Source organism: Aeoliella straminimaris (assembly GCF_024054565.1).
Taxonomy (GTDB): domain Bacteria; phylum Planctomycetota; class Planctomycetia; order Pirellulales; family Lacipirellulaceae; genus Aeoliella; species Aeoliella straminimaris.
Genome location: NZ_JAMXLR010000077.1, coordinates 302,553 through 326,777, shown reverse-complemented (window position 1 = coordinate 326,777; position 24,225 = coordinate 302,553). Strand labels below are relative to the sequence as shown.

Genomic DNA, 24,225 nt, shown 5'->3' with positions numbered 1-24,225 from the left:
TCGCTCTACAGCCTTCCGCATCCGAGTCTCACAGCACATGATCTGGCTCCCGATACGCTCTGATGCAGCTCGCTGGGCCGCAAACTGTCTAGTGTTGGCGTTCGCCGCGCTGAGTGTCAGCTTCTCGTCGCGGTGCGATGGCGAGGACCTGCTGCCCGACTTGATTGCCTGGGATCACGACCTCTCCGAGGAGGGGTCGCCGCCTGGACTCGACATCGTGTACGGCGGATACTTCGACACCACGGTCGCGGGGCGCGTGCTGTACCGATTCCGCGCCGCCCTGGCCAACGTGGGTGCGGGGCCGCTCCAAGTGGTCGAGCAGACCGCCGAAGAAAATGGCGTGAAAACCACACAGACCATCACGCAACAAATCCTGCAATCGGGCGGCGGCAATACGTTTCGCGATCGCACCATCGGTACGTTCGACTATCCCCCCGAGGTGGTCAATGGTTTCGGCCACTTACGCTTGCCCGGTCTTGCTCAATACAACTTATACGAAGCCATCGTCAACGGCGGCGCCACGCCCGATGTCGGTAGCCAAGTGCGTTCGAATGACAAGCTCAGCATGGGTATCGTCGACAGCATTGCTTACAACCAGCCAGTGCCCGGCAAGCCACCGAGCAGTGTTTATGACTCGGCAGATGCCGACGTACTGGGTATCTCGATCGGCTATGCCGATCTATACGGCGCGGGACTCCCGGGACAGTGGATCGATGTCACGGACCTGGCCAGCGGTCAGTACTGGCTCGAGGTGCATGTCGATCCGTACGATCGAGTACTGGAAGTCGACGAACTGAACAACACCTCGCAGATCCTGGTCGACCTCGAAGTGCCTGTCGCCAAAACACCGGGCGACAATAACGACGATGGCGTGGTCGACCTGGTCGACTACGTCGTATGGCGAAACACGTTAGGCAACGTCGTGGCTACCGGCACCGACGCCGACGCCAATCGTGACGGCATCATCACGTCCCTCGACTATGAAGTTTGGAAAACGAACTTCGGTCAAACGACTCCAGAAAGCTCAGAATCCCAGCTGCAGGTACCCGAACCTGCAGCCATTGTGCCAATGGGTGCATTGCTGGCGGGCTTGGTTCTGCGGGTGACGAGGAGTCGTGACTTGTCAGCACCGCGTAGGGCGCAATACTGAGTGGGTAGAGAAATGTTCACGCATTGAAGTCCCGCTCCCATGCCCACCAGCACCGCCCCCCCGTCGCACGCTGCCCTGGCCGGATTCCACCCGGTTACCCAGGCATGGTTTGCGCAGGCATTCGCCGCGCCAACTCGGGCGCAGCAACTTGCCTGGCCGGCGATCGGCTCGGGGCAAAGTACCCTGCTGCTTGCACCGACCGGCTCTGGCAAAACGCTGGCTGCTTTCCTGGCATCACTCGACAACATGATGTTCACCCCGCCATCAACGAAAGTAGATGGCCTGAACAACAAGAAGCAAAGGTCCAAAGTCCGCGTCCTCTACATCTCGCCGCTCAAGGCGCTGGGGGTCGACGTCGATCGCAACTTGCGAACACCCATCGCCGGCCTGCGGGCCGTAGCCGATCGACTCGGTGTTGCGTACCATCTGCCCAGCGTCGCCGTGCGCAGCGGCGACACTCCGCCCCCCGAACGCGCCCGCATTCAGCGCGATCCCCCCGAGATCCTGATCACTACCCCCGAGTCGCTGTACTTGATGCTCACCTCGAAAGCCCGCGAGTCGCTGGCCGAGGTCGAAACGGTGATTGTCGACGAGATTCACGTGATGGTCGCCGGCAAGCGTGGCGCGCACCTGTTCGTCACGCTTGAGCGACTCGAACGACTCCGGCGTCAAGCCAATCCCAACGCACCACCGCTGCAGCGCGTCGGCTTGAGCGCCACCCAGCGCCCGCTGGACGAGATCGCGCGGCTGCTGGGCGGAGCGGAGGCCACAGCCGACATTGACCGACCAGTCCGCCCCCGACCGGTGGAGATCGTCGACGCCAGCGAACCCAAGCAGTTTGAACTTCGTGTCGAAGTGCCCGTGGAGGACATGGCACGATTAGGGGAGCCGCTCGAGCAGGCTGGCACGAAGCATGCGGATGATACAGACGACCAGCAGCCAGCACAGCTGCCAATTCCTTCGGGTCCTGCCGCTGGCCCCACGGTTCCCTCGATCTGGCCCGCCATTCATCCACGACTGGTAAAGCTGATTCGCGAACATCGCTCGACGATGATCTTCGTCAACAGCCGGCGACTGGCCGAGCGACTGGCAGCGGCCATCAACGAATTGGCCGACGAAGAAATTGCCCTGGCGCATCACGGTTCAGTCGCCAAGGATAAGCGTGCGGATATCGAAGACCGACTCAAGCGCGGAGTGCTGCCAGCCATTGTCGCCACCAGTTCGCTGGAACTCGGCATCGACATGGGCGCGGTCGACTTGGTGATTCAAATCGAAGCGCCGCCGTCCATCGCCTCAGGCATGCAGCGCATTGGTCGTGCCGGCCACCAGATCGGCGCTACCAGCAAAGGGGTGATCTTTCCCAAGTACCGCGGCGACCTGGTGGCCTGCGCCGGTGCCACGGGGCGCATGCTCGCTGGCCATGTGGAAGAAACATACTATCCGCGCAACCCGCTCGACATCGTCGCCCAGCAGATCGTGGCCATGGTTGCCATGGAGACAATCGACGTGGACGAGCTGTACGCCACTCTGCGCGGTGCAGCGTCACTGGCCGACCTGCCACGTTCCAGCTTCGAAGGCGTGCTCGACTTGCTCGCTGGACGTTACCCTTCGGACGAGTTCGCCGAACTCCGACCGCGGCTCAACTGGGACCGCATCGCCGGAACACTCTCGGGGCGGCGCAACTCGCAGCGCATTGCGGTGCTGAACGCCGGCACGATTCCCGATCGTGGTTTATATGGCGTGTTCCTGGCATCCGACGATGGCACTACCGGCAGTCGCGTCGGCGAGCTGGACGAAGAGATGGTGTTCGAAACTAACCCGGGGGACGTCTTCCTGTTGGGGGCATCGAGCTGGAGGGTGATCGACATCACCCGCGATCGTGTGATCGTGGTCCCCGCGCCGGGCGAGCCAGGACGGATGCCGTTCTGGCGTGGTGAAGGTCCCGGGCGACCGCTAGAGTTTGGCAAAGCGATTGGTTCGCTCGCACGGCAATTGGTGCAAATGAATAGTGAGCAGGCCATCGCCCAACTCCAGGCCGATCACGCGCTCGATCGCCGTGCGGCGGTGAACTTGTTGCGTTACCTGGGCGATCAAACCGAGGCCACCGGCGAAGTGCCGAGCGATCGCACGGTGGTTGTCGAGGCATTCCTCGACGAAATCGGCGACTGGCGAGTGGTGGTGCTCACTCCGTACGGTGCTCGGGTGCACGCGCCGTGGGCCATGGCGGTGGCTGCCCGGCTACGGAGCGAAGGCATCGACGAGGTCGACTTCATGTGGGCCGACGACGGCATCGTGTTCCGCCTGCCCGAATCGGATGGTGCGCCGCCCACCGATTGGTTTGTGCCCCGCAGCGACGAGATCGAGGACGAAGTGGCCCGGCAGGTCGGCTCCACGGCGTTGTTCGCCGCCAGGTTCCGCGAAAACGCTGCCCGCAGTCTGTTGCTGCCACGCCGCCGCCCCGACCGCCGCACACCGCTGTGGCAACAACGCCGCCGCGCGGCCGACTTGCTGTCGGTTGCCGCGCGTTACCCGGCGTTTCCGTTGCTGCTGGAAACCTATCGCGAAGTAATGCGAGATGTGTTCGATCTGCCCGGCGCGGTAAAGATCCTGAGCGAGATCGAACGTCGTGAGATCACCGTGCGCAGCGTCGAGACGTCGGCCGCCTCGCCGTTTGCTGCGGCCTTGCTGTTTTCGTACACGGGCAATTTCGTTTACGAAGGAGACGTGCCGCTGGCGGAACGCCGCGCGCAGGCCCTGACGCTCGACCATGCACAGCTCCGCGAACTGCTAGGCTCGGCCGACCTGCGGGAGCTGTTCGACGTCGAGGTGCTTGCCGAGCTGGACCGTGAGCTCCAACAATTGCACCGTCCGGTCGTCAAACATCCCGACGATGTACACGACCTGTTGCTCCGTCAGGGACCACTATCCGCCGAGGGGATTCGCCAACGAACCGACGAAGCTTACCTGGCGGAACTCGACCACTGGCTCGACGAGTTGACGTCCGCCCGACGAGTGATTGCCATTCGTCTATCGACGGGCGATCACTATGCGGCGGCGGAGGATGCCGCGCGGTTGCGCGATGCGCTCGGCGCGAACCCACCGCCCGGCCTACCCGAGGCGTTCCTCGAATCGGTCGACGATCCATTGGGCGACCTGGTGGCCCGCCACGCGCGAACCCACGGGCCGTTCACCGCCTTCGACGTGGCCACACGGTTTGGCTTGGGCGAAGCACCGGTGGTCGCCGTCTTGCGGCGACTGGCCGAGCGCGGCCGACTGGTTGAGGGCGAGTTCTTACCCGGCGGACGGGGCCGCGAGTGGTGCGACGCCGAGGTGCTGCGGACGCTCAAACGGCGTTCGCTGGCGCGGCTGCGTAAGGAAGTGGAGGCCGTGCCCCCCGCCGCGTTGGCGCGATTCCTCACCACCTGGCATGGGCTCGATGAACCACGTGCGGGACTCGACGCGTTGCTCGATGCCATCGAACAACTGCAGGGAGCGCCACTGCCGGTGAGTGTGCTGGAAAGCGACATTCTGCCAACACGGGTTCGCGACTACACGGCCGGCGACCTCGACGAGCTGTTTCTCGCTGGCGAAGTCACTTGGCGGGGCATCGAGTCAATCGGCACCAGCGACGGACGTATCGCCCTGTATCTCGCCGACCAGTACCCGCTGCTTGCGCCGGCCGTGGGCGACCTGGCGGATCTGGCGGAAGACGAGCTCGCCACGCGGGTGCTGGAATTGCTCCGTGAGCGAGGGGCGTTGTTGTTCGACCAGTTCACGCGGACCACCGGAGCCTTCTCCCAGGACGTGCTCGATGCGGTGTGGCGATTGGTCTGGGCCGGCCTGGTGACCAACGACACCCTTGCTCCGTTGCGATCACTAACTCGCACCGGGCGGAGCGAAACTCGCCGGCGCGAACGCCGCCGTGGTCGATCGTTCCGATCCCGCCGCATCACGCGACTACCTGGCAGCGAAGGACGGTGGTCGCTGTTGCCGCATCACGGCGACCACTGGCCTTCGCCCACCGAACGATCACTCGCGTTGGCATCGCAGTTGGTGGCCCGCCATGGCGTGCTTACCAAGAACGCGGTCAGCAAGGAGATTGTGCCCGGTGGCTTCGCCGCGATCTATCCGGTGCTGAAGCAAATGGAAGAAGCCGGCAAGCTGCGGCGCGGCTACCTGGTCGAAGGACTTGGCGGCGCACAGTTCGCAGCGCCGGGTGCCGACGACTTGCTGCGACGTCCCATTGGCAAAAACGACTCCGAGAGCGAACCTCGCGCGACGTTGCTGGCTGCCACCGATCCCGCCAATCCGTACGGAGCGGCTATCCCTTGGCCGCAGCGCGACGAAGCGGCGGGACGACTCGGTCGCACGGCCGGAGCGCGAGTCATCATCCATCAGGGACAGCTTGTCGGCCACCTTAGCAGCAGCGGAGGGCAGTTGACGACGCTACTGCCCTTCGGCGAACCGGAACGCACCACCGCGGTGCGGGCCATTGTGGCGGCGCTGGTCGACTGTGCAAGCTTCGGCGAGCCCGTGATGCTCAGCAAAGTGGACAACCAACCAATCGCTGGAAGCGAGCTGGCCGAGCCACTACGCCAAGCGGGCTTCGAACCCACCAGTCGCGGCTATTTGTATCGCGATCATCCCAACGAGCACATGCCAAGACGACGTCGGCGTTAGTCACCGTTCTGCGGGTCGTCCAGGGCATTCCGCAATGCGTCTCGGGCCTCCTGCGAGTCGACCAACAACTCACGGACTCGCTCTTCGGCCACCACTGCATTGAAGTGGTCTTCCATTCGCTTAACCTTCCCTCGTTCAAACTCCAACAACAAGGCGATGGGCGTCGTGTGATGAGTAGACGATCCGGCGAACGAACCACACTCGCGCAGGAACAACACCACATGATTACCTTCGGCAAACACGCGCATGGTGCGGAGAACCAGTTCTTTGTCGTGTCGCTCCATGACAGCGAAGAAGTTGCGCCAGAACTGGTCGAACCCTTCGCGGCCGCTATAAGTGCCGCAAAACGGGAGTACGCTGGGGTCACCGGGGACGACCAGCTCGATGTCGTCGGCAATTAGCTCCTGACAGTACCGAGCACAATCCGCTTCGTACCGAGCGTAGTTCTCGATAATCTGCCGAGCGATGGCCTTGGGCACTGCTACCAGGTCTTCGGGATAGACCGGATGGACGGATGTACTCAGCGCATCAGCCAAGTGCTCAATGGTATCGGGTCTCAGGGTGCCATCGCCCTCCGCCTTGGCAATGACCCGGGCAGAGTACCCGGCCCGTCTGGCAAGCTGAGCCTGGGTCCATCCATGGTGCTCACGGTGGTATCGAAGTATCTCCCCATTGCACCGCAACGAACGGCCAGCCGGCTGCTGTTTCCATGCCATCGTGTTTGCGCCCCCCAAACTGCGCGACAAGATCCCTTTCTTTGAACGAGTTGATGAATGGAAGTGGGAGCGTTGTTGCCTCTCCCCGTACCTTTCGTTCATCTTGCGTTCATTGACTCACAGTAGCGTGTGGACGACAAAGATATCAGTAGTCCCGCCGCAGAAGTAGGGCTCTTACACCGCTTCCAATATTGGCAACCAAGAAAATCACTACATTGCCGAATGAAACTTTTCGGCCTAAAGACTAGTACAACACTGCAGATTGCCTGGCCTGGGAAGTCCTGGGATAACCGCAGGGGGGCCAGGACTCCCGGCTGGGCTTTGCAAAATCTAGCAAGAAACGAGTTAAATTAACACCAATCGATTGGTTAAATCTTGGTGGTTTCACCCCAACTTCGAGTTTCATGAGTAGCCTCGAGGCCTCCGGTTCCTGCCGAAGATGAAATAGTTCTTCCGGTTTACCGAAGCCCGGGGCTGCTTTTGTTCGCTTTTCTTCTTCTCACCGCCACCCTCTTGCGGACGGTGTGCCGCAAGTAATCATGGGGGCAGTAGCGCGGCGTTTCGCAACCTAAATGGCGGAATCGCGCACGGTCAACCATGCACCCATCCGCAGGTTCGCCCTATGCCCGAAGGCGACACCATCCATCGCACCGCCATCACGTTGCGGCCCTGGTTGGTCGGCAAGAAGATTCTGGCCGCCGACGGGTGGAGCGACTGGCTCGAGTTTGCCTCGCTAGTAGACCGCGAAGTTACCGCTATCGAGGCACGCGGCAAGCACCTGCTACTTCACCTGGACGACGCGCGCGTCGTGCATGGGCACAGTGGCATGACTGGCTCCTGGCATCTCTATCCCCATGGCGAGCGCTGGCTCAAGCCCGCGCGCCGCGCCGCCTTGGTGCTCGAGACCGATCAACTTGCCGTTGTGTTCTTCAATCCTAATGTGCTGGAATTGCTCTCGCCCACACAACTGAGACGCCATCCACATCTCTCTCGCCTGGGCCCCGACCTGCTCGGCGAGCAACTGGACGTGGAAGAAGTGATCGCCCGATTTCGCACCCAGAACCACGCGCCAATTGGCGAAGCGGTGATGAACCAGACACTATGCTGCGGTATCGGCAACATCTATAAGTCGGAATTGCTGTTCCTGCAGAACATCGACCCCTTCGCCCCAGTAGCCCAACTCGATGACCTGGCCTTGGCCGACCTGCTCGATCTGGCACGCGACCTGATGCAACACAATCTGCAAGGCCCCACACGCACCACCCGCTTCGCTGGCGATGGCGGTAAGCTATGGGTGTATGGCCGGCGGGGCGAGCCCTGCTACTTGTGTGGCACCAACATTCGCTTACGCCGCCAAGGCGACCTGGGCCGCACGACCTATTGGTGTAGTTCCTGCCAGCCACCTGCCGACGGTTCGACACAGCCGCAAGCCGAGGAGCACGACCAGGCGTGACACCGCGTCCTTGCCTGCTTCCATGGTACCTCCGTTAATTGGAAAGTAGATGCCATGACCAAATCCTGCCGGAGTAACTTGAAGATCTATCTTGGCGACCACCTGGCGCTGATGGTGGGCGAGGCGGAACTAGCACGGCGCGTCCGGCGGGAGAATCGCGAGACGCCGCTCTCGTCGTTCCTGTCCGACTACCTGGAAACGCTCGACCTGCAACAACAAGGGGTGCGGCGATTGCTGGCTACCATGGCAGGCCACCCCAGCCGATTGAAACAAGCCGGCAGTTGGATGGCCGAGAAACTCGGCCGGTTCAAATTCAACGGCAGCTTGCTGCATTACACCGATCTATCGCGGGTGCTGGAACTCGAAGCGCTCCTGCTGCTGGCCACTGCACGCAAATCGATGTGGTCGACGCTCACTGCTGCCAAGTTGGAGGAAGGCGACTTTCAGACCGCCAAGACGGCGACCGTCGAGCAGTTGAACTTGCTCAACGAACATCTGAAGTCGGCGCGACGGCGCGTGATCGAATAGCCGACGGAATAGCAGCGAGATGGCTTGCCATATCATGAGGTACTCACTGCTGCCTGTTGCGGTTGCTGCAACGTTGGCTGGAGAGTGCGGAGGTAGTTACGTATGGCGAAGCCACCCAGCACCAGCATCAGGCTCGTCACAACCGAACTTGGCTCGGGTACGGCGGCGTCTGCTGCACTGGCTATCGAACTGCCCGGGGCGGCAAAGTTGGACTTCCAAATCGTGTACTCGCCCAGGTCGATCACTTCCGAATCGTCCGTTGTGCTGCCGCTGGGCAAAGCCGATTCCGCGGCGCCCAACAGGTTGCGCCATACAACATAATCGGCGATGTCCACCGACCCGTCGTCGTTAAAATCGCCGGGCAGCGTCTGCACCGCCGGGCCGATGGTCAGCCGCTCGAAGACCGCCCCCAGCGCGTAGTTCGATCCATCCATGATGGCAAAGTCGAACACCTGCAGGCCCGTGAGGTCGTAGTTGCCCACGGCATCCAACACATCCAGCGACGGCAGGGCCAGCGGTCCGTACGTCACGCTAAACGCGGTACGAAACGGACCAAATCTGCCGTCCTGGTCGGTCGCCACCCCGAGCGGAAAGCTGACGTCGTCCGACAGGAAGAACCCATCCACGGCTGGATCGTCGTTGCGAATCCCCCACAGTGGCGCCGCTGCCGATGGCTCTACAGCCCGTAGCCCAGCAGAGTACGCCCCCGCTGTGAACCGGAAGGTGTCCGGCTGGATGGGATAGCCCCGCGTCGGAATGCTCGCACTGTCGGTAAACGACTCGGAGTCTACGTAAAAGCGGATCTCTACCGGGTCACCTTCGACCGCCAGGCCCAACGATGAGTCACTCGCTCGAATCTGGTTAAACTCCACACTACCCGACACGACAATCTCGACCTTGCTCGCAGAAGCCGAACTCGACAAGCACAACAGTATCGCAAGGATGGCAAGTTTACGTGGCACGGCAGTCGCTCATAAAAATCGGTTCTCGGTTCGGGGCACCTGCTCAGGCTATCACGGACCCTCGACGGCGAACAGGCGAAGTCTGGTGGCGTAACCGAAACCCCACATCACTAGCTCCCCCCGGCTGGCGTCATATTTGCACTTGTTATAATCGTCTTCCCCAATCGCACCCCCAACCGAGGACTATCGTGGACGAAGTCACCGATCCTGTGTGCGGCATGCGCGTCGATCCCGCGACGGCGATCTCTTACGCCGATGGTGCGGAGACCTTCTACTTCTGCAGCGACGGCTGCAAGTCAAAGTTTGTCGCCTCGCGGGAATCGAGTGAGGCGACACCCCCGCAGCACGACTCGCATTGCCACCATTCGCACGACCACCGCGCGGCGGAGCACCACCACGATCATCATGCGACCAACCAGCCGGATGCGGCCGATCAGCGGATCTACACTTGCCCCATGCATCCGGAGATCGAGCAGGTGGGCCCCGGCAGTTGTCCCAAGTGTGGCATGGACCTCGAACCGAAGAGCGTCTCGCTCGACGACCAGGACGATGGCGCCGAAGCCGATATGACTCGCAGGTTCTGGGTCGGCGTAGCGCTGAGCGCGCCGCTGTTGGTGCTCACCATGGGACCAATGATCGGGCTGCCGATCCACGATTGGCTATCTCCTACCGTTGGCGGCTGGCTGCAACTGGTGCTCGCCACGCCGGTGGTGTGGTGGTGCGGATGGCCTCTGCTGGTACGGGGCTGGCAATCCATCGTCCATCGCAGCCCCAACATGTTTACGCTAATCGCCATTGGCACGCTCACCGCTTACGTGTTCAGCTTGTTCTCCGTATTGCTGCCAAGCTGGATTCCCAAGGCCTTCTACGAAGACGGTCGGGCGCCGCTCTACTTCGAAGCGGCCGCCGTGATCATCACGCTCGTGCTGTTGGGCCAGGTGCTCGAACTCCGCGCCCGCAAACGAACCAGCGGCGCAATCCGCGCATTGCTGGAGCTGGCGCCCGACATTGCTCATCGCATCACCGATTCCGGCGAGCAGGACGTTGCGCTCGACCAGGTGCATAAAGGCGATCGACTGCGGGTCCGCCCCGGCGAGAAGATGCCCGTCGACGGCGTGGTGCACGAAGGCAGCAGTTCGGTGGACGAGTCGATGCTCACCGGCGAGCCTCTGCCGGTCGAGAAACAGCAAGGCGATAAGGTCGTGGCCGGCACGCTCAACCAGACTGGTACGCTGGTGATCGAGGCCCAACAAGTCGGCTCCGAAACGGTGCTCAGTCGCATTGTCGACATGGTGGCGGCCGCACAGCGGAGCCGCGCACCGATCCAACGTCTGGTCGACGTCGTGGCCGCCTGGTTTGTGCCGGCCGTGATCGTATCGGCCATCATCGCGTTCGCGGTCTGGGCCACCATCGGTCCCGCGCCACGGTTCGCCCACGCCCTGCTCGCGGCCATCTCGGTACTGATCATCGCCTGCCCCTGCGCGCTGGGCCTGGCCACGCCGATGTCGATCATGGTAGGCGTTGGTCGCGGCGCTCGCGAAGGCGTGTTGATCAAGGACGCCCAGGTACTGGAGACCATGGAACGCGTCGACACCGTGGTGGTCGACAAAACCGGTACGCTCACCGAAGGCAAGCCGCGCGTCACCGAAGTGCTTTCGGCCGGCGACACCAGCGAAGACCAGTTGCTTGCCCTGGCGGCCGCCGTCGAACAAAGCAGCGAGCACCCACTCGCGCGATCGATCGTCGACGCGGCGAATGACCGCGAACTCGACCTGCCTAAGTCCAGCGACTTCAGCAGCACCACCGGAGGTGGCGTGGAGTCCACGGTCGACGGAGCTCGCATCCGGGTGGGCAAACCTGGCTTCATGACCGATAGCGGAGTCGACCTCTCGCCGGACGCCACTCAGCAGAGTCACAACCTGCAAAGCGAAGGCCGCACCGTGGTGTACGTTGCCCGCGATCAACAGCTGCTCGGTATGGTGGCCATTTCCGATCCCATCAAGGAGTCCACACCACAGGTGATCGAGCGGATTCACGACCTGGGGCTCAAGCTTGTCATGCTCACTGGCGACGCCGAGGCGACTGCCAAAGCGGTGGCCGAGAAACTGAACATCGACGAGTACCACGCGGGCGTGTCGCCCGAGGAAAAACACGACTTCGTCGAACAGCTTCGCAACCAGGGCCGCGTGGTAGCCATGGCCGGCGATGGTATCAACGACGCCCCTGCCCTGGCGGCAGCCGACGTGGGCGTCGCCATGGGCACCGGCAGCGACGTTGCCATCGAGTCGGCCGGCGTCACGCTGGTAGGCGGCGACTTGCGCGGCGTCGTAAAGGCCACGGCCCTGAGCCGCGCCACGATGAGTAACATTCGTCAAAATCTGGCCTTCGCTTTCGGCTACAACGCCCTGGGCATCCCCATCGCCGCCGGTGTGCTGTACCCGGTGTTCGGCTGGCTGCTGAGCCCCATGATCGCCGCGGCCGCGATGAGCCTCAGCAGCGTCTCGGTGATCGGCAACGCCTTGCGACTGCGGGCAACCAAGCTCTGACGAATCAGCCGGCGCATGCTTGGCTCCGCTGCCATCGCCCAACGTTGGCCCCAACCATCAACGTCAAAGGGTGCCTGGAGTCGAGCTCCGCGAGCCCCCAGCAAACAACCAGCATTCAGCCGAGCGAAAACTCCTCGCGGACCGCGTGGCGGTCCGGCTATTTCAGCTGATTAATTTTGGGTCAACTTCCGGGATCTAGATTCGTGGGCCCAAAACCCCCTGGTGATTTGGTCGGCGACGGCTGGCAAACCGCTGCTTTTTCCGACGTTTGTGGTGCCTGCGAAGAGTTTGTCCCCCCGCGTTGTTCCCCGCATGGTTCCGAGGCCGATGCAGAGGCTGACTCAGCGCGTTGTTTCTTGATCACCCCAATCAAGTCGTCGCGAAATTTCTGCAGCGCCTCCCAATCGACCACCAGGCCGGGCGCCGGCTGTTTGCCATACCGTGCCGGGTTGAGCTTCTCCAGATTCCTGGCCGACTGCTGCCACGTCTGCCCGCGCGGCGGAACCCACTTCGGCTTCGCGACCTGCCCGTCCATCGGCGGCAACGTCTCCGACATAGCCTCGGCCGAGGCACCGGGAGGATTTGTTGTGCCATCGTTGGAAGCATCTTTCGAGGAGGCGTCGGAAGAGGCGTGGGCGGCGTCAGCCGCGGCATCGCTGGTGGTAGGATCGCTGGTCCTTTCACCCGGCGCATAATCGCGCGGCCACCACGCAGGTTCGTAGGGTGGCAGGGTGTCGTCCGGCTTCGCAGCCAATTCCGGCACCAGGTTCACGAACGCCTGGTCGATCTTCCGCCCAAGATACGCCTCGTCCTCGCGAAACACGGCCGCACAGAGCACCGCATCCTTAACCTGCCCCGCAAGTTTCACCAGTTCGACGCGCGTGAGCGTCACTTTATCGGCCGCATTGGCCGCATCGCGACGCGCTTGCCGCTCTAAACGCCGTTTCTCCTGCCGATCGAGCAACCACGCCGCCGCCCGCCAATGCGTATCCGCCTTCCGCTGAATGGCCTGCAGCGGTTTGAGCTGCACCGCCATCTCCGCCCGCCGTACGCGGAGGTCGAAATCTTCATCAACAGTGCGCTCCCGCTTAATCGTCTTGCGATCGCAATCGACGTAGCGAGCAATGCTCGCCATGCTCATCCCGGCCGATAACAGCGCGGTGATCTCGCCTTTTTTCACATCGTCCAACACTCGTGGTCGTGCCATTTTTCGGTTCTCCAGCTCTCGGGGGAAATAAACATGCGTACACTTCATGCCGCATCCCCGTTATACCCCGCAGAGTGTAAAAAAATGAGCGTAAACCAAGCCAAAACGCCGAGTTTTCACGTGGACACATTCGTAGCCGGATTCGCAAGAATTCGGACCGCAGCGTGCCTGGGAACGAGCTCCGCGAGGTGCCAGCAAAGAAGCACCGTAGGCCGTAACAAGCCCCGCGCAGTTACGGCACATCTGCAGGGGAACTTGAACAGAAGGTAACGAAGGAAGCAAAGAAAATAGGATGGGGCTCTCGGGGCGTTGCTTGATGACACGTCAAGCCACAGCCGGTGCCCATGGCACCCGGCGACGGGGTGGCGCCTCACCTGGTCCACTTGTCAAAACAGCCCAAGTTGCTTGCGTATCATCCATCCTTTGGTTCGTGCTGCCAGTTTGAGTCCGTGCGTCGTAAGAGAATCTAGGTCATCCGGAACCTTCGTGAGTCTTTCGTAACCTTCGTTCGTGATTAACACGGTGTCCGAATGTCGAAAACCGCCCAGACCATACAAGTACACCCCAGGTTCGACGCTGACGACCATATTTTCTGCCAGGCAGTCATCGCTTCCATCAGCGATCCAAGGACCTTCATGCGTGCCAAGACCAATACCGTGTCCTACTCGGTGCAGCCTCTTCTTTTCCCCTTGATACCCTTCTCGATTAAGAAATTCTGTTATTGCATTGTCGATCTCGCTGCAGCGAACTCCTGGCCTGAGCATCGAGAACGCCTGGCGCCGTGCCTCGCACATGGCTGCAAACGCCCGTCTCGACTCCTTGCAGGGACTGCGCGTAAAGAAGGTTCTCTCGCTCTCCGCCGAGTATCCATTCACTCGGGTGAGCACGAGGGCCTCGTGCGGACCGTTATTCAGGCGATCCGCAAGCATCGGTACTGAGTGCGGCATGGCACTTCTCGGCGCCGCCCAGATTGCCATCAAGACGTCGTTCGCGAGGGCATCCCAATCGGGCACCGATCGAATAATGGCTTTGGTCACATGGCGAGTTTCTGCAAATCCTTCCGCCACCACCGCTCCGTTGTAGGAAGCTGCAATCAACCGGTTGACCCCTTTGTCAGCGTAGAGCGCTGCGCGCCGGATCATGTCAATTTCTGCTGCCGACTTGACCAGACGCTGGCGTTCGACAAGGGACTCGCAGCGAAGCGAGCGTCCTTCGATGGCATCACCAATGTACGCCGCCGTCGATGGCTCAACTCCGATTTCACCGCTGCTGGGAAGCAGTTCCCCCAGCCGATCAGACCACCTGGCTCCAGTTGGCGCGGGGTACTCGCGGTACGCATGAATATCGCCAACTTCAATACCAATGGCCTTCGACATATGGTCTCGATCGAGCCTGGGTACAAGCAGCGCTGGCGGTCGCCCTGGCACCACCAACAGAAAGAAGGGGCGCTCCAATGGGGCGAATGCTGCCCCCGTCAGGTAGTAGATGCTCTCCATCGAGCTAACCAGAAACGCTGCCAGATCGCGGCGACAGACCTCCTTTTGCAGGTCCTCAAGACGCTGACGATATTCGCTTTGGGGGATAGCAGTTACCACGACTCCCTCCTTTTGTAATTAATTACTTACAAAACGACTAAATAGAGATCGTCAATCGCTCCCATCATCTAACAAGAATTTGCTGATCGTCTGAAACAGGCGCTTGCGTCCCGTCGGGGACAGCAAATCCAATTCGATCGCAATATTCAAGAACGCCACCATCGCAATCAGGGCCCAGGCCGTATCGGCCTCGCCAGGTGAGTTATTCGACGTCCTCTCGGCGCGATAGGCCGCAACTTCGGCTCGGATGCGTTGGTGATATCGCAGATAAAGCTGCTTCAACGCCTCCTTGAAATCTGCGTCATCCGTTTCACCAAGTGCTGAAAAGATAATTCGATAGAGCCCTTGCTCACCGAGATCATTGGCAGTGAGGTCGATCAACCTGGCGACTCGATCACCGCTGGAATCCGACTCCAGGGCCTGCTGCCACTTTGCCATCCGTCTCCAGAACAGAAAGTCGATCGCCGCGAGAAACATCGCTTTTTTGTCGGACCACATTCGATAAAGAATGTTCTCCTGCACTCCACAGCGTTCTGCTAATTCCGCAATCGTCGTTCTGCGATACCCGAGTTCGCTGAAGACTTCCGTCAGCACGGGCAACAGAGTTTTGCGTCGCTCTTCAAGCGTGCTCGGTCGTCCCATGGTGGGTGGACTCCCAGAAAGGCTGTCAGTAAGTGAACACTTACAAAATACCAAGGTCGAAAAAATTCGTCAAGCCAACCTTTCAATCGTCGCACGACCAATCGCACCGTGACGCGCCGACCACGCCGTGTGGCGAATCCACCTGGGTGCTGGCGATGCTGGGTCCGGCGGCTAGGTCCGCTCGGGTCAGCAAGACGCTTGCACCACCGAGGCGGGGTCGCGGAAGCGGTAGCCGACGCCGCGGACGGTTTCGATGAGGTCGGCGTGTTTATCGAGCTTCTTGCGGAGTGCGCGAATGTGGACGTCGATGGTTCGCTCGAGCACCAGAGAGTCGCCGCCCAGGGCGGAGTCGATCAGTTCGGCGCGGCTGAATACGCGGCCGGGATGGCGGATGAGCGATTCCAGCAGACTGAACTCGCTGGGCGTCAGGTCGAGCAACTCCTCGCCGGCCGTTACCCGGTGGCGTTCGCGATCGACCATGATGCCCTGGCTGACCAGGGTGTCGCCGGAACTGGCCGACCCTTTGCGTCGGCGGAGCAGAGCGCGGATGCGTTCGAGCAGCACTTTGACGCTGAACGGCTTGGTAACGTAGTCGTCTGCACCGACGCTGAAGCCAGCCACCTGATCGGTCTCTTCCGCCTTGGCGGTGAGCATCAGGATGAGCATGCCGGCCGTGGCGGGGTCGGATCGCAACCGGCGGCAAATCTCGAGCCCGTTGACCAGCGGCAACATCAGATCGAGCACGATGAGCTGCGGTCCCTTGAGCCGCGCCTGGGTCAGCCCTTCCTGCCCATCCCGCGCGACAATGGTCTCGTAACCATCCTGGCGGAGGTTGTAATCCAAGACGTCGGCCAGCGACCGATCATCCTCCACGATCAATACAGAGGGTTTAGCCATGACTCTTTACCGATTATCCTGCGGAGCTGTCCTGCCTGAGGTCCTCATGCCGGTGTCGCGCGATTTCGCCGTCCACCAGGTAGATAACGTCTTCAGCAATATTGGTTGCATGGTCGGCAATGCGTTCGATATGCCGGGTGGCGGAGAAGAAGTGCAGCGCGGCCTCGACCAGGTCGCTGCGGGTTCGCATCACTTCGTGCACTTCTTCGATCAATTGCAGATTGAGCTGGTCGACCTCGTTGTCGCGACGGCAGACGTCGGCGGCCGCGTTGGCGTCGAACTCCACAAAGGCGTCGAGCGCCTCGCGAACCATCTCGACCGCCATGTTGGCCATCTTCTCGAGGTTCTCGGAGACGTAAAAGTCGGGTTGCTCGGCCAGCGACCGGGCCCGCTCGCCCAGGTTTACGGCCAGGTCGGCAATGCGCTCGAGGTCGCCGTTGATCTTCAGCACCGCGGCGGTGCGGCGAAGATCGATGGCGACCGGTTGGTTGAGCGCCAGGATCTTCAGGCACTCTTCTTCGATGGTCACTTCGCGGGCATTCACGAGTTGCTCCTGTTGGAGCACTTCCCACACGAGATCGGCCTGGCGTTCGCACAGTGCGCGGGTGGCCGTGCGGATCATGCCCTCGACGACCGAGGCCTGCGTCAGCAGCGCCCGCTCGAGATTCTGCAGATCGCGTTCGAGATGTCTGCTCATAACAACCTTACCACCTTGTTAAGTGATCCCAAAGTGACAACATGAAAATCAGCGGACCCACGACTAGCCGAAGCGGCCAGTAATGTAGTCTTCGGTTTCTTGCTTGGTGGGGTTGGTAAACACCTCGGTGGTGGGCCCCGCCTCGATTAAGCGTCCTTCGTAGAAGAACGCGGTTTGGTCCGACACGCGAGCAGCTTGCTGCATGTTGTGGGTGACAATCACAATGGTGTAGTCGTCTTTGAGTTCGAAGATCAGGTCTTCGATGCGCGACGTGCTGGTGGGATCGAGCGCCGAGGCGGGTTCGTCCATCAGCAATACATCGGGATCGGTGGCCAGCGCGCGAGCAATGCAGAGCCGCTGCTGCTGCCCACCGGAAAGTGCGAGGGCCGAATCGTTCAGGCGATCTTTCACTTCGTCCCACAGGGCCGCATGTTTGAGCGAGCTTTCGACAATCTCTTCGAGCCGGGCGCGGGAACGCAAACCGGCCACGCGTGGTCCGTAGGCGATGTTCTCGAAGATCGATTTGGGGAACGGATTGGACTTCTGGAAGACCATGCCGACCCGTTTGCGAAGTTCGACCACGTCGACCTTGGGCCCGCGAATCTCCTGACCGTCGAGCAGGATCTCGCCTTCGACGCGGGTGTGCTCGATCATGTCGTTCATGCGGTTCAAGCAACGCAAGTAGGTGCTCTTGCCGCAGCCCGAAGGACCGATCAGCGCGGTGACACAGTTCTGGGGAATGATGAGGCTGATGTCGTGCAGGGCGTGGTGCGAACCGTACCAGAAGTTCACACCCTTGGTGGCAAACTTCTTGGGATACTGCGCCAGTTCGCTGGCGGTGCGCCCCGGTTTGTTGGACGACACTTCGGGTCGGCGGATGCCTATTTGGGGGTCGTCCACAGTGGATACGCTCCCGTTTCTCGGAGAGGTTGATGTCGACATATATCAGTTTGCTCGCTTTCCCGTCGGGTTACCAGCGGTGTGTCGTTGGAACCGGCGATACTCGGCTACCATCGGATGTGCTTGCCGAACCGGTATCGGACCAAAGCGGCCCCCATATTCAGGGTAATTAGCACGGCCAGCAACACGACAATCGCGGCGGCCGAGAGGTCGTGGAACTCGGGCTGAGCCCGGCCGGCCCATTCGAAAATGGCCAGCGGCAAGGCGGTAAAGGTAGACCAAATGGAGTCGGGCGCCCGGTCCACGTATTGTACCGCACCCATGGCCACCAGCGGGGCGGCCTCGCCCAGCGCGCGGGAAATGGCCAGGATCACGCCCGTCATGATGCCAGGCGTGGCGGCCGGAAGCACTTGCCGCCAGGTGGTCTGCCACCGCGTGGCGCCCAGAGCATACGAGGCCTGCCGGATGGAACCAGGCACCGACCGCAAGGCCTCCTGCGTAGCGAGAATCACAATGGGCAGCACCACCAGCGTGAGCGTCAACGCACCGGCCAGAATGCTGTGCCCCAGGTTCAGAGCCCAGGCAAATACGCCCAGTCCGAGGAGGCCGTACACAATGGACGGCACACCGGCCAGGTTGGCGATGTTGACCTGCACGGCTCGCTTCCAGCGGGTGTCGGCGGCGTACTCTTCCAGATACAGCGCGGCCCCCACGCCCAGCGGCACCGAAAACAGCGCCGTGAGACCGATCAGCCACAGGCTACCGATCAAGTACACCCACATGCCCGCCTTCTCGGCATTGCGGGAAGGCAGGCCTTCGATAAACTGCCAGTCGAGGTAGTGCATTCCCCGATAGAGCACACTACCCAGCAGCAAGAGCAGGATGCCCAGGCAACTCAACATGGCTGCGAGGCACAACACACTGAAGCACTTGGAGAGCAACCACTTGTGTTTGCGGTACCGCTCCATGTAAGCGCGTTCTTCGGCGGTGATGTTCATTCGTATTTCTCCCGCACACGAGACAGGATCCACTGGGCAGCCAGATTCAGCAGCATTGTGGAAACGAACAACGTGAGACCCACCGCGAAGATCGTGCGGTACTCGAGCGTACCGTAGGGATTGTCGCCTGCCGTCTTTTGGACGATGTAGGCGGTCATGGTTTGAATGCTTTCCAGAGGATTCAGCGTAATGCGCGGGGTGCCACCGGCGGCCAGCGTAACGGCCATTGTCTCGCCGATGGCCCGCGACACGGCCAGCAGGAACGAGGCAACGATGCCGGATAGTGCGGCCGGCACCACGACTTTCACGGTGACGTCGTATTTGGTGGCGCCCAGGGCGTACGCTCCTTCGCGAAGGCTGCGGGGTACGGATCGCAGGACATCTTCGGACAAGGAGATAATCGTGGGCAATATCATGAAGCCGACCACAATCGCCGCGGCGGCGGCGTTGGCGGGGTCGGCGCTGGGAAAACGATCGCGAATAAACGGAGAAATGACGATGATCGCCAAGTAGCCGAACACGACGGATGGAACGCCCGCCAGGATTTCGAGTGCCGGCTTCACCGTTTCGCGAACCAGCGGCGTGGCGTACTCGCTGAGGTAGATCGCCGTACCGAGGCCGAGCGGCACCGCCACGATGGCCGCACCAACGGTGACCAGCATGGTGCCGCAAAACAACGGCAGGATGCCAAATTGCTGGTTCTGCGGCGCCCACTCGGTGCCGGTCAGAAACTCGATGATCGAGACTTCCCCGAAAAATTGAAGCGACTCGAACAATAGCAGCACAACGATACCCACCGTGGTGAGCACCGACACGCCGGCACAGAACATCAAGACATAGCGAATCACCGCTTCCAGGCGCTTACGCCAAATTCGCGAGGCGGATTCCTCGTGGAGGATTCGCTTGTCGGCGGTGGAGAGAATGGAACTCATAGGTCCAGACAGGTAGTTCGAACGACCGGTTTGCGAGCAGAGAACCGCTCGCAAACCAGCCGATTGGATTCCGCGGTGTAAGAACTAGGCGTTGGGCTCCGATGCTTCCTCAGAGCTCTCCGTTTCTTCAGAACCACCCGAGGTGAGCTTGCTGAACTTGTCCTGGTTCTCGATGGCGATTTCTTCGGCTACGGGAACGTACCCCACTTCCTTCGACAGGGCCGCCGTGTGATCCAAGTAGAACTTCACGAACTGCTGGACCTTGGGCTCCTTGAACGAATCGAGATTCACATAGATGAACAGCGGCCGCGACAGCGGGGCGTAGGTCTTCTCGCGAATGGTCTCCATCGTGGGTTTGATGGGATTGCCATCGCCGGGATCGACAGCGAGCACTTTCAGGTCGCTTTCGTTCTCGACGTAGTAGGCGAAGCCGAAGTACCCCAGGGCGTACTTCTCTTGCGCGATGCCATTGACCAGCACGTTATCTTCTTCGCTCTGGGTATAGCCGGTCCGGATCTTGGTGCCCTTGCCCAGCACTTGCTCGTTGAACGAATCGTAGGTACCCGAATCGGCACCGGGTCCGTAGAGCTTGATCTCCTCGTCGGGCCACGCTTCGTTCAGGTCCTTCCAGGTCTTGATCGGGCTGTCCAGCTTGAAAATGTCTTTAAGTTGCTCGACGGTCAGGGTGTCGCACCAGTCGTTCTGGGGGTTAACGCACACGGCGATGCCGTCGTAGGCCACCATGAAGTGGTCGTAGGTGATGCCGTTTTCCTTACAGACCTCGGCTTCGCCGCTCTTGATCTCACGCGAAGCATCGCAGATGTCGATTTCGCCCTTGCCGAACTTCTTCATCCCGCCACCGGTGCCGCTCTTGGCCACCGTGACGCGAATATCGGGAAACGCGTCGCGAATCTCTTCGGCGACCGCCTCGGTGATGGGATAAACCGTGCTGGATCCATCGACCTGAACGTCCGCACCGCTCGAAGGTCGGCGACAGCCTGTTATCGCCAGGCCCATCGAGAGAACCAGTGCCAAGCTGCCGAATCTCTGTAACCGTTCCACCATCAACTCCTCGAACTGGGATGAATTCGCAACTCCTGGGTGCGACGCCCCCCTAAGCTGGCCACGCCTGAGCACCCACAGCTCGCAATGTTAAGGCCCCAGTGTTAAGGCAATATGAAGATTCGATGAGGAACCTTGGAAGCTACGGCGCGACAACCTGCTGGAAACAAGCACTTTTTGCAGGGTGGGGCCCATCGCGTAACCGGACGCGCGTATCCCCATCCGATGCAATGCGGAAAATACAGGGGAACCCTGGCCACAGACCGGTGTGCCTAGGCAACCTGCTGCGACGACGACGAGGTCGCAGAGAGCGGGCGATCCCAGGACAGGACGCGGGCGAGGGCCTCTTTCAGCCGGGGTACATCGGCCTCGGCGGCCCGCCGCCCCGCTTCGACCAAGCCCTCGGCCTGGGTGAAGTCGTCGAATGGGAACTCCGCGGTATCGGGAGCAAACAGAAAGTCGCACTGCGAACCATGCAGCCTGGCGAGGTTGATGAGCTCGACATCGGTCACACGCAATAGCGTGCTCAAGTAGCCCGGTTTGCGCATCTTGGCGGTGGCCGTTTCGCTGGTGTTGCCAGCGAAGTCTCGCGAGAGCTGCTTGCTGACATCCACGGCCACGCTGAAGTCGACGCCCTTTTGCCGCAGAGCGGTAACCGGCACGTTCATCAACACGCCGCCATCGACGAGTGCTTCGCCATCGCGCAGGATGGGCGCCCCGAACACGGGATGATTGATGCTCTCGAGCACCGACCTTACGACGTCGCCCGCTTCGCGGATACGATGCTCGCCACTGATCAGGTCGACCGTGACAGTCTGGGCCGGGGTCAGCAACTCGTCGAAAGAGTAATGATTCAAGTAGCGGCGGAACTTCTTCTCTGCCAGCCCCAATCGAAAGACGCCCAACATGTACCATTGCCGCGACTTCGGCAGCCAGGCAATCGACCGCGGTGGGGTCATCTCGCGTTCGAATACGCTGCGAATGCGCTGGAGCGGAATACCCGCAGCGTAGGCCGTGGCCACGATAGCGCCGGCGCTGGTTCCGGCAACGCGATCGAAGTAGATGCCTTCGCGCTCCAGCACTTCCAGTACGCCCAGGTGAGCAATGCCCCGGGCACCGCCACCTCCCAGCGCCAGTCCGACCTGGATGCCGCGCATCGTGCGAATCAGCCGCGCCAGATCGCGGGGGTGGAATTCAGGCTCTTGCCCGCCGCTGTGTTGTACGCGGAGCACAGGCTGCCGAAACGGCTGGCTGGTCAACTCGCTGGGAAGTTTGAGGACCGGTGGAAGTTGGTCGTTGTCGCGGAACACTTCAACCAACTGGATGCGCTCGGCCAATCCGCTTGGCGTGGCGGTGAGCAGCGAGCTCAATCGATCGAGCGATTGCTGACATTGCCTGGGGTTGTCGTGATCCAGAACCCACAGCACCAGCTCATGTTGCATCAATAGTCCGGAGGTGGCATGCAGATGGTCGATGTCGACTACGGTTCGTCGGTTGGATGCCACGGCGGCCGACAGGTTGCCCAGCAGACTCTTTTCGAAGTCTGGTCCCTCTTTCACGCGCCGCCAGTCCGACACTAGAAGGCCCGGCGACTGATCGCTCAGCACGTGCAACTTGCCGCCTTCGGCGGCGACCGTGGTAGCGATTTGTGGGGTCAACCGAGCGGCCGCGGTCCCGCCCCGCACGACGGCCACGTGCATCTGTTCGTGCCGTGGTCCACCGCTGATCTGCCCCTGCAGCCACTGGCCCAGCGAACGACACAAGTTGGCGGCAAACCCCGGCACTCGAGCCAGGCTGCGTTCGAAGTCGCTGCGGGTGAGTTCCAGCAGTTCGGTATCCATGACGGCCGTGACGTTGGCCGACCGCGATCCGCCCACCAACAGCGACATCTCGCCGAAGTGATCGCCAGGTCGCAAGTGATTGAGCACGCGCTGCCCGCCGCCCGGCTGATCGATGCTGATGCTCACGCGGCCGCTGACGATGACAAACATGCTCTCACCGACTTCGCCCTGCCGGCAGGCGAGCTGTCCGCTGTGCAGCGTCACGGTACGACACGAAGCGAGGATGTCGCGCACCTCGGCATCGGACAACGACCCGAACAAATTGCTGCGACGGATATGGATCGGTAAGCAAGTCACCAGCTTGGCCCTCAGTGCATGTTGCACGCGCATGCGCTAGCGTGCAGCCGAGAAACTCGGGGGGCCGAGGGTACCGTTTCCCGCACCAACGGCCAATGGCAATCGGTGCTAGCGAACCGGAGGAGCAGCATGCCTGGTCGTAGCGCAGGCGGCGGAGTCTGGCGGTCTGCCTCCCTGGGCGGTGCACGCATAAAACAAAGAACCCGGTTGGCCCTGCGAGGATGCCAACCGGGTTCTCTTTGGCCGCTGTTGTGCAGTTTCCCGTGGCGGGCGATGGCCACCGTACCTTGGTGGCAAATTCTGCAAGTGTGGGCGGCTCTGTCGTGCGCGAACTTTTCCGGAGAAAGGAGTTGAACGTTGTGTGTGGTCCCCTGGGTTGCCTTAGCAGACCGGCCGAAGGCCGCGCCCTCGGCCGGTCGTGCGGGGCATTGGAGACTGTCGGAAGGTTAATGCACGGGGCGTGCCAAAAGCGAGTGGCGGCGCCAAAGAAATGTTCGCACCCTGGTTTTTCAGGGTTTTACGACAATAGTACCCGCGGGCAGCCAGCGGTAAGAATTGCAAACTATGACCAAAACCGGATTGTAAGTCCTACAATCCGGCCGCCCGGTTACATTTCGCGGGTCAGGCTGGCCGTCATGGCGGCGAACACGGGCTCGACCGCAGCCAGCTCGTGGTCCTCGGTCTGGCTCAGCACCACGTAGGTATCGCCAGCATGATAGAATGCCCGCACGCAAGCGGTGTTCAGCAGGTCGACGTAGGAAAAGCTCAGGTCGTAGCCGCAGACCGGTGCGCCGTCGCTCATAATGTTGACTTCGTCGACCTCTACCTGCGGATACTCCGACTTGAGGGCCCCGACCACGGTGCCGGCCAAGTGCTCGAGATCCCGCTCGCCGCGATACAGCATGACCGACCAGAACGCTGTATGCTCACTGGTGACGGTGACCGCAGCGTCGGCCGTGCCCTGGGCGTCCTCCTCGACCGTCCAGTTGTCGGGGTAGGCGAAGCGAAGGCCATGCTTGTCGTAAAACTGGGGCATGAGGAAGAGCGAGGGATTCTGGGGTCGGTGGTCGGAGAGCCGATAAGTTCATCTTACCGACCCCGGCGATGGAGGACCATGAGGCA

18 protein-coding genes are annotated in these 24,225 nt (G+C 61.3%); 5 read left to right on the top strand and 13 right to left on the bottom strand.

The genetic code is table 11. From position 1 onward, the window contains the following. Nucleotides 1-37: 37 nt before the first annotated feature. Nucleotides 38-1,150, top strand: a complete 1,113-nt coding sequence (locus NG895_RS23615) for a lysyl oxidase family protein (protein ID WP_252855007.1) — start codon at nt 38-40, stop codon at nt 1,148-1,150. A 39-nt stretch (nt 1,151-1,189) separates the two neighbouring features. Further along, nucleotides 1,190-5,830, top strand: a complete 4,641-nt coding sequence (locus NG895_RS23610) for an Lhr family helicase (RefSeq protein ID WP_252855006.1) — start codon at nt 1,190-1,192, stop codon at nt 5,828-5,830. Here NG895_RS23610 and NG895_RS23605 read toward each other — a convergent pair. Further along, nucleotides 5,827-6,546: a nuclear transport factor 2 family protein gene (locus tag NG895_RS23605; protein ID WP_252855005.1), complete on the bottom strand. Its 720-nt coding sequence runs from the start codon at nt 6,544-6,546 to the stop codon at nt 5,827-5,829. The genes NG895_RS23610 and NG895_RS23605 overlap by 4 nt on opposite strands. A 622-nt stretch (nt 6,547-7,168) precedes the next feature. On the opposite strand from NG895_RS23605, the gene NG895_RS23600 reads away from it, so the two are divergent. Both NG895_RS23600 and NG895_RS23595 read left to right on the top strand, forming a co-directional pair. Further along, nucleotides 7,169-7,999 carry an Fpg/Nei family DNA glycosylase gene (locus NG895_RS23600; RefSeq protein ID WP_252855004.1) on the top strand — a complete coding sequence of 277 codons (831 nt, stop codon included), beginning with the start codon at nt 7,169-7,171 and terminating at the stop codon, nt 7,997-7,999. A 54-nt stretch (nt 8,000-8,053) separates the two neighbouring features. Then, complete coding sequence (locus NG895_RS23595) at nt 8,054-8,527, top strand: hypothetical protein (protein ID WP_252855003.1); 474 nt, start codon at nt 8,054-8,056, stop codon at nt 8,525-8,527. 32 nt (nt 8,528-8,559) lie between these two features. On the opposite strand, the gene NG895_RS23590 is transcribed toward NG895_RS23595, so the two are convergent. After that, nucleotides 8,560-9,489, bottom strand: coding sequence for a hypothetical protein (locus NG895_RS23590; RefSeq protein ID WP_252855002.1), 930 nt, complete (start codon nt 9,487-9,489; stop codon nt 8,560-8,562). 218 nt (nt 9,490-9,707) lie between these two features. On the opposite strand from NG895_RS23590, the gene NG895_RS23585 reads away from it, so the two are divergent. After that, nucleotides 9,708-12,035: a heavy metal translocating P-type ATPase gene (locus NG895_RS23585; RefSeq protein ID WP_252855018.1), complete on the top strand. Its 2,328-nt coding sequence runs from the start codon at nt 9,708-9,710 to the stop codon at nt 12,033-12,035. A 181-nt stretch (nt 12,036-12,216) separates the two neighbouring features. Here the strand turns inward: NG895_RS23585 and NG895_RS23580 are convergent, their stop codons facing one another. From NG895_RS23580 to NG895_RS23530, 11 genes are all read right to left on the bottom strand, one after another. Then, entirely contained in the window at nt 12,217-13,242 is a 1,026-nt protein-coding gene (locus tag NG895_RS23580; RefSeq protein WP_252855001.1) for a helix-turn-helix domain-containing protein, read from the bottom strand. Between the two features lie 386 nt (nt 13,243-13,628). Next, entirely contained in the window at nt 13,629-14,837 is a 1,209-nt protein-coding gene (locus NG895_RS23575) for a M24 family metallopeptidase (RefSeq protein ID WP_252855000.1), read from the bottom strand. A 51-nt stretch (nt 14,838-14,888) separates the two neighbouring features. Next, nucleotides 14,889-15,479 (bottom strand): TetR/AcrR family transcriptional regulator, encoded by a 591-nt coding sequence (locus NG895_RS23570; protein WP_252854999.1) that lies wholly within the window; start codon nt 15,477-15,479, stop codon nt 14,889-14,891. A 186-nt stretch (nt 15,480-15,665) separates the two neighbouring features. After that, nucleotides 15,666-16,376 carry a winged helix-turn-helix domain-containing protein gene (locus NG895_RS23565; RefSeq protein WP_252854998.1) on the bottom strand — a complete coding sequence of 237 codons (711 nt, stop codon included), beginning with the start codon at nt 16,374-16,376 and terminating at the stop codon, nt 15,666-15,668. Nucleotides 16,377-16,389: 13 nt separating this feature from the next. Further along, complete coding sequence (gene phoU, locus NG895_RS23560; protein WP_252854997.1) at nt 16,390-17,073, bottom strand: phosphate signaling complex protein PhoU; 684 nt, start codon at nt 17,071-17,073, stop codon at nt 16,390-16,392. 63 nt (nt 17,074-17,136) lie between these two features. After that, nucleotides 17,137-17,973 carry a phosphate ABC transporter ATP-binding protein PstB gene (gene pstB, locus NG895_RS23555; RefSeq protein WP_425267252.1) on the bottom strand — a complete coding sequence of 279 codons (837 nt, stop codon included), beginning with the start codon at nt 17,971-17,973 and terminating at the stop codon, nt 17,137-17,139. Between the two features lie 107 nt (nt 17,974-18,080). After that, entirely contained in the window at nt 18,081-18,971 is an 891-nt protein-coding gene (gene pstA, locus NG895_RS23550; protein WP_252854996.1) for a phosphate ABC transporter permease PstA, read from the bottom strand. Next, entirely contained in the window at nt 18,968-19,903 is a 936-nt protein-coding gene (pstC, locus tag NG895_RS23545) for a phosphate ABC transporter permease subunit PstC (RefSeq protein ID WP_252854995.1), read from the bottom strand. Before pstC ends, pstA begins: the two co-directional genes overlap by 4 nt. 84 nt (nt 19,904-19,987) lie before the next feature. After that, nucleotides 19,988-20,965 carry a PstS family phosphate ABC transporter substrate-binding protein gene (locus NG895_RS23540; protein WP_252854994.1) on the bottom strand — a complete coding sequence of 326 codons (978 nt, stop codon included), beginning with the start codon at nt 20,963-20,965 and terminating at the stop codon, nt 19,988-19,990. A 272-nt stretch (nt 20,966-21,237) separates the two neighbouring features. Further along, a complete protein-coding gene (locus NG895_RS23535) occupies nt 21,238-23,103 on the bottom strand; it encodes a patatin-like phospholipase family protein (RefSeq protein ID WP_252854993.1) in 1,866 nt (621 codons plus the stop codon). A 607-nt stretch (nt 23,104-23,710) separates the two neighbouring features. Then, a complete protein-coding gene (locus NG895_RS23530; RefSeq protein ID WP_252854992.1) occupies nt 23,711-24,139 on the bottom strand; it encodes a hypothetical protein in 429 nt (142 codons plus the stop codon). Between the last annotated feature and the right edge of the window lie 86 nt (nt 24,140-24,225).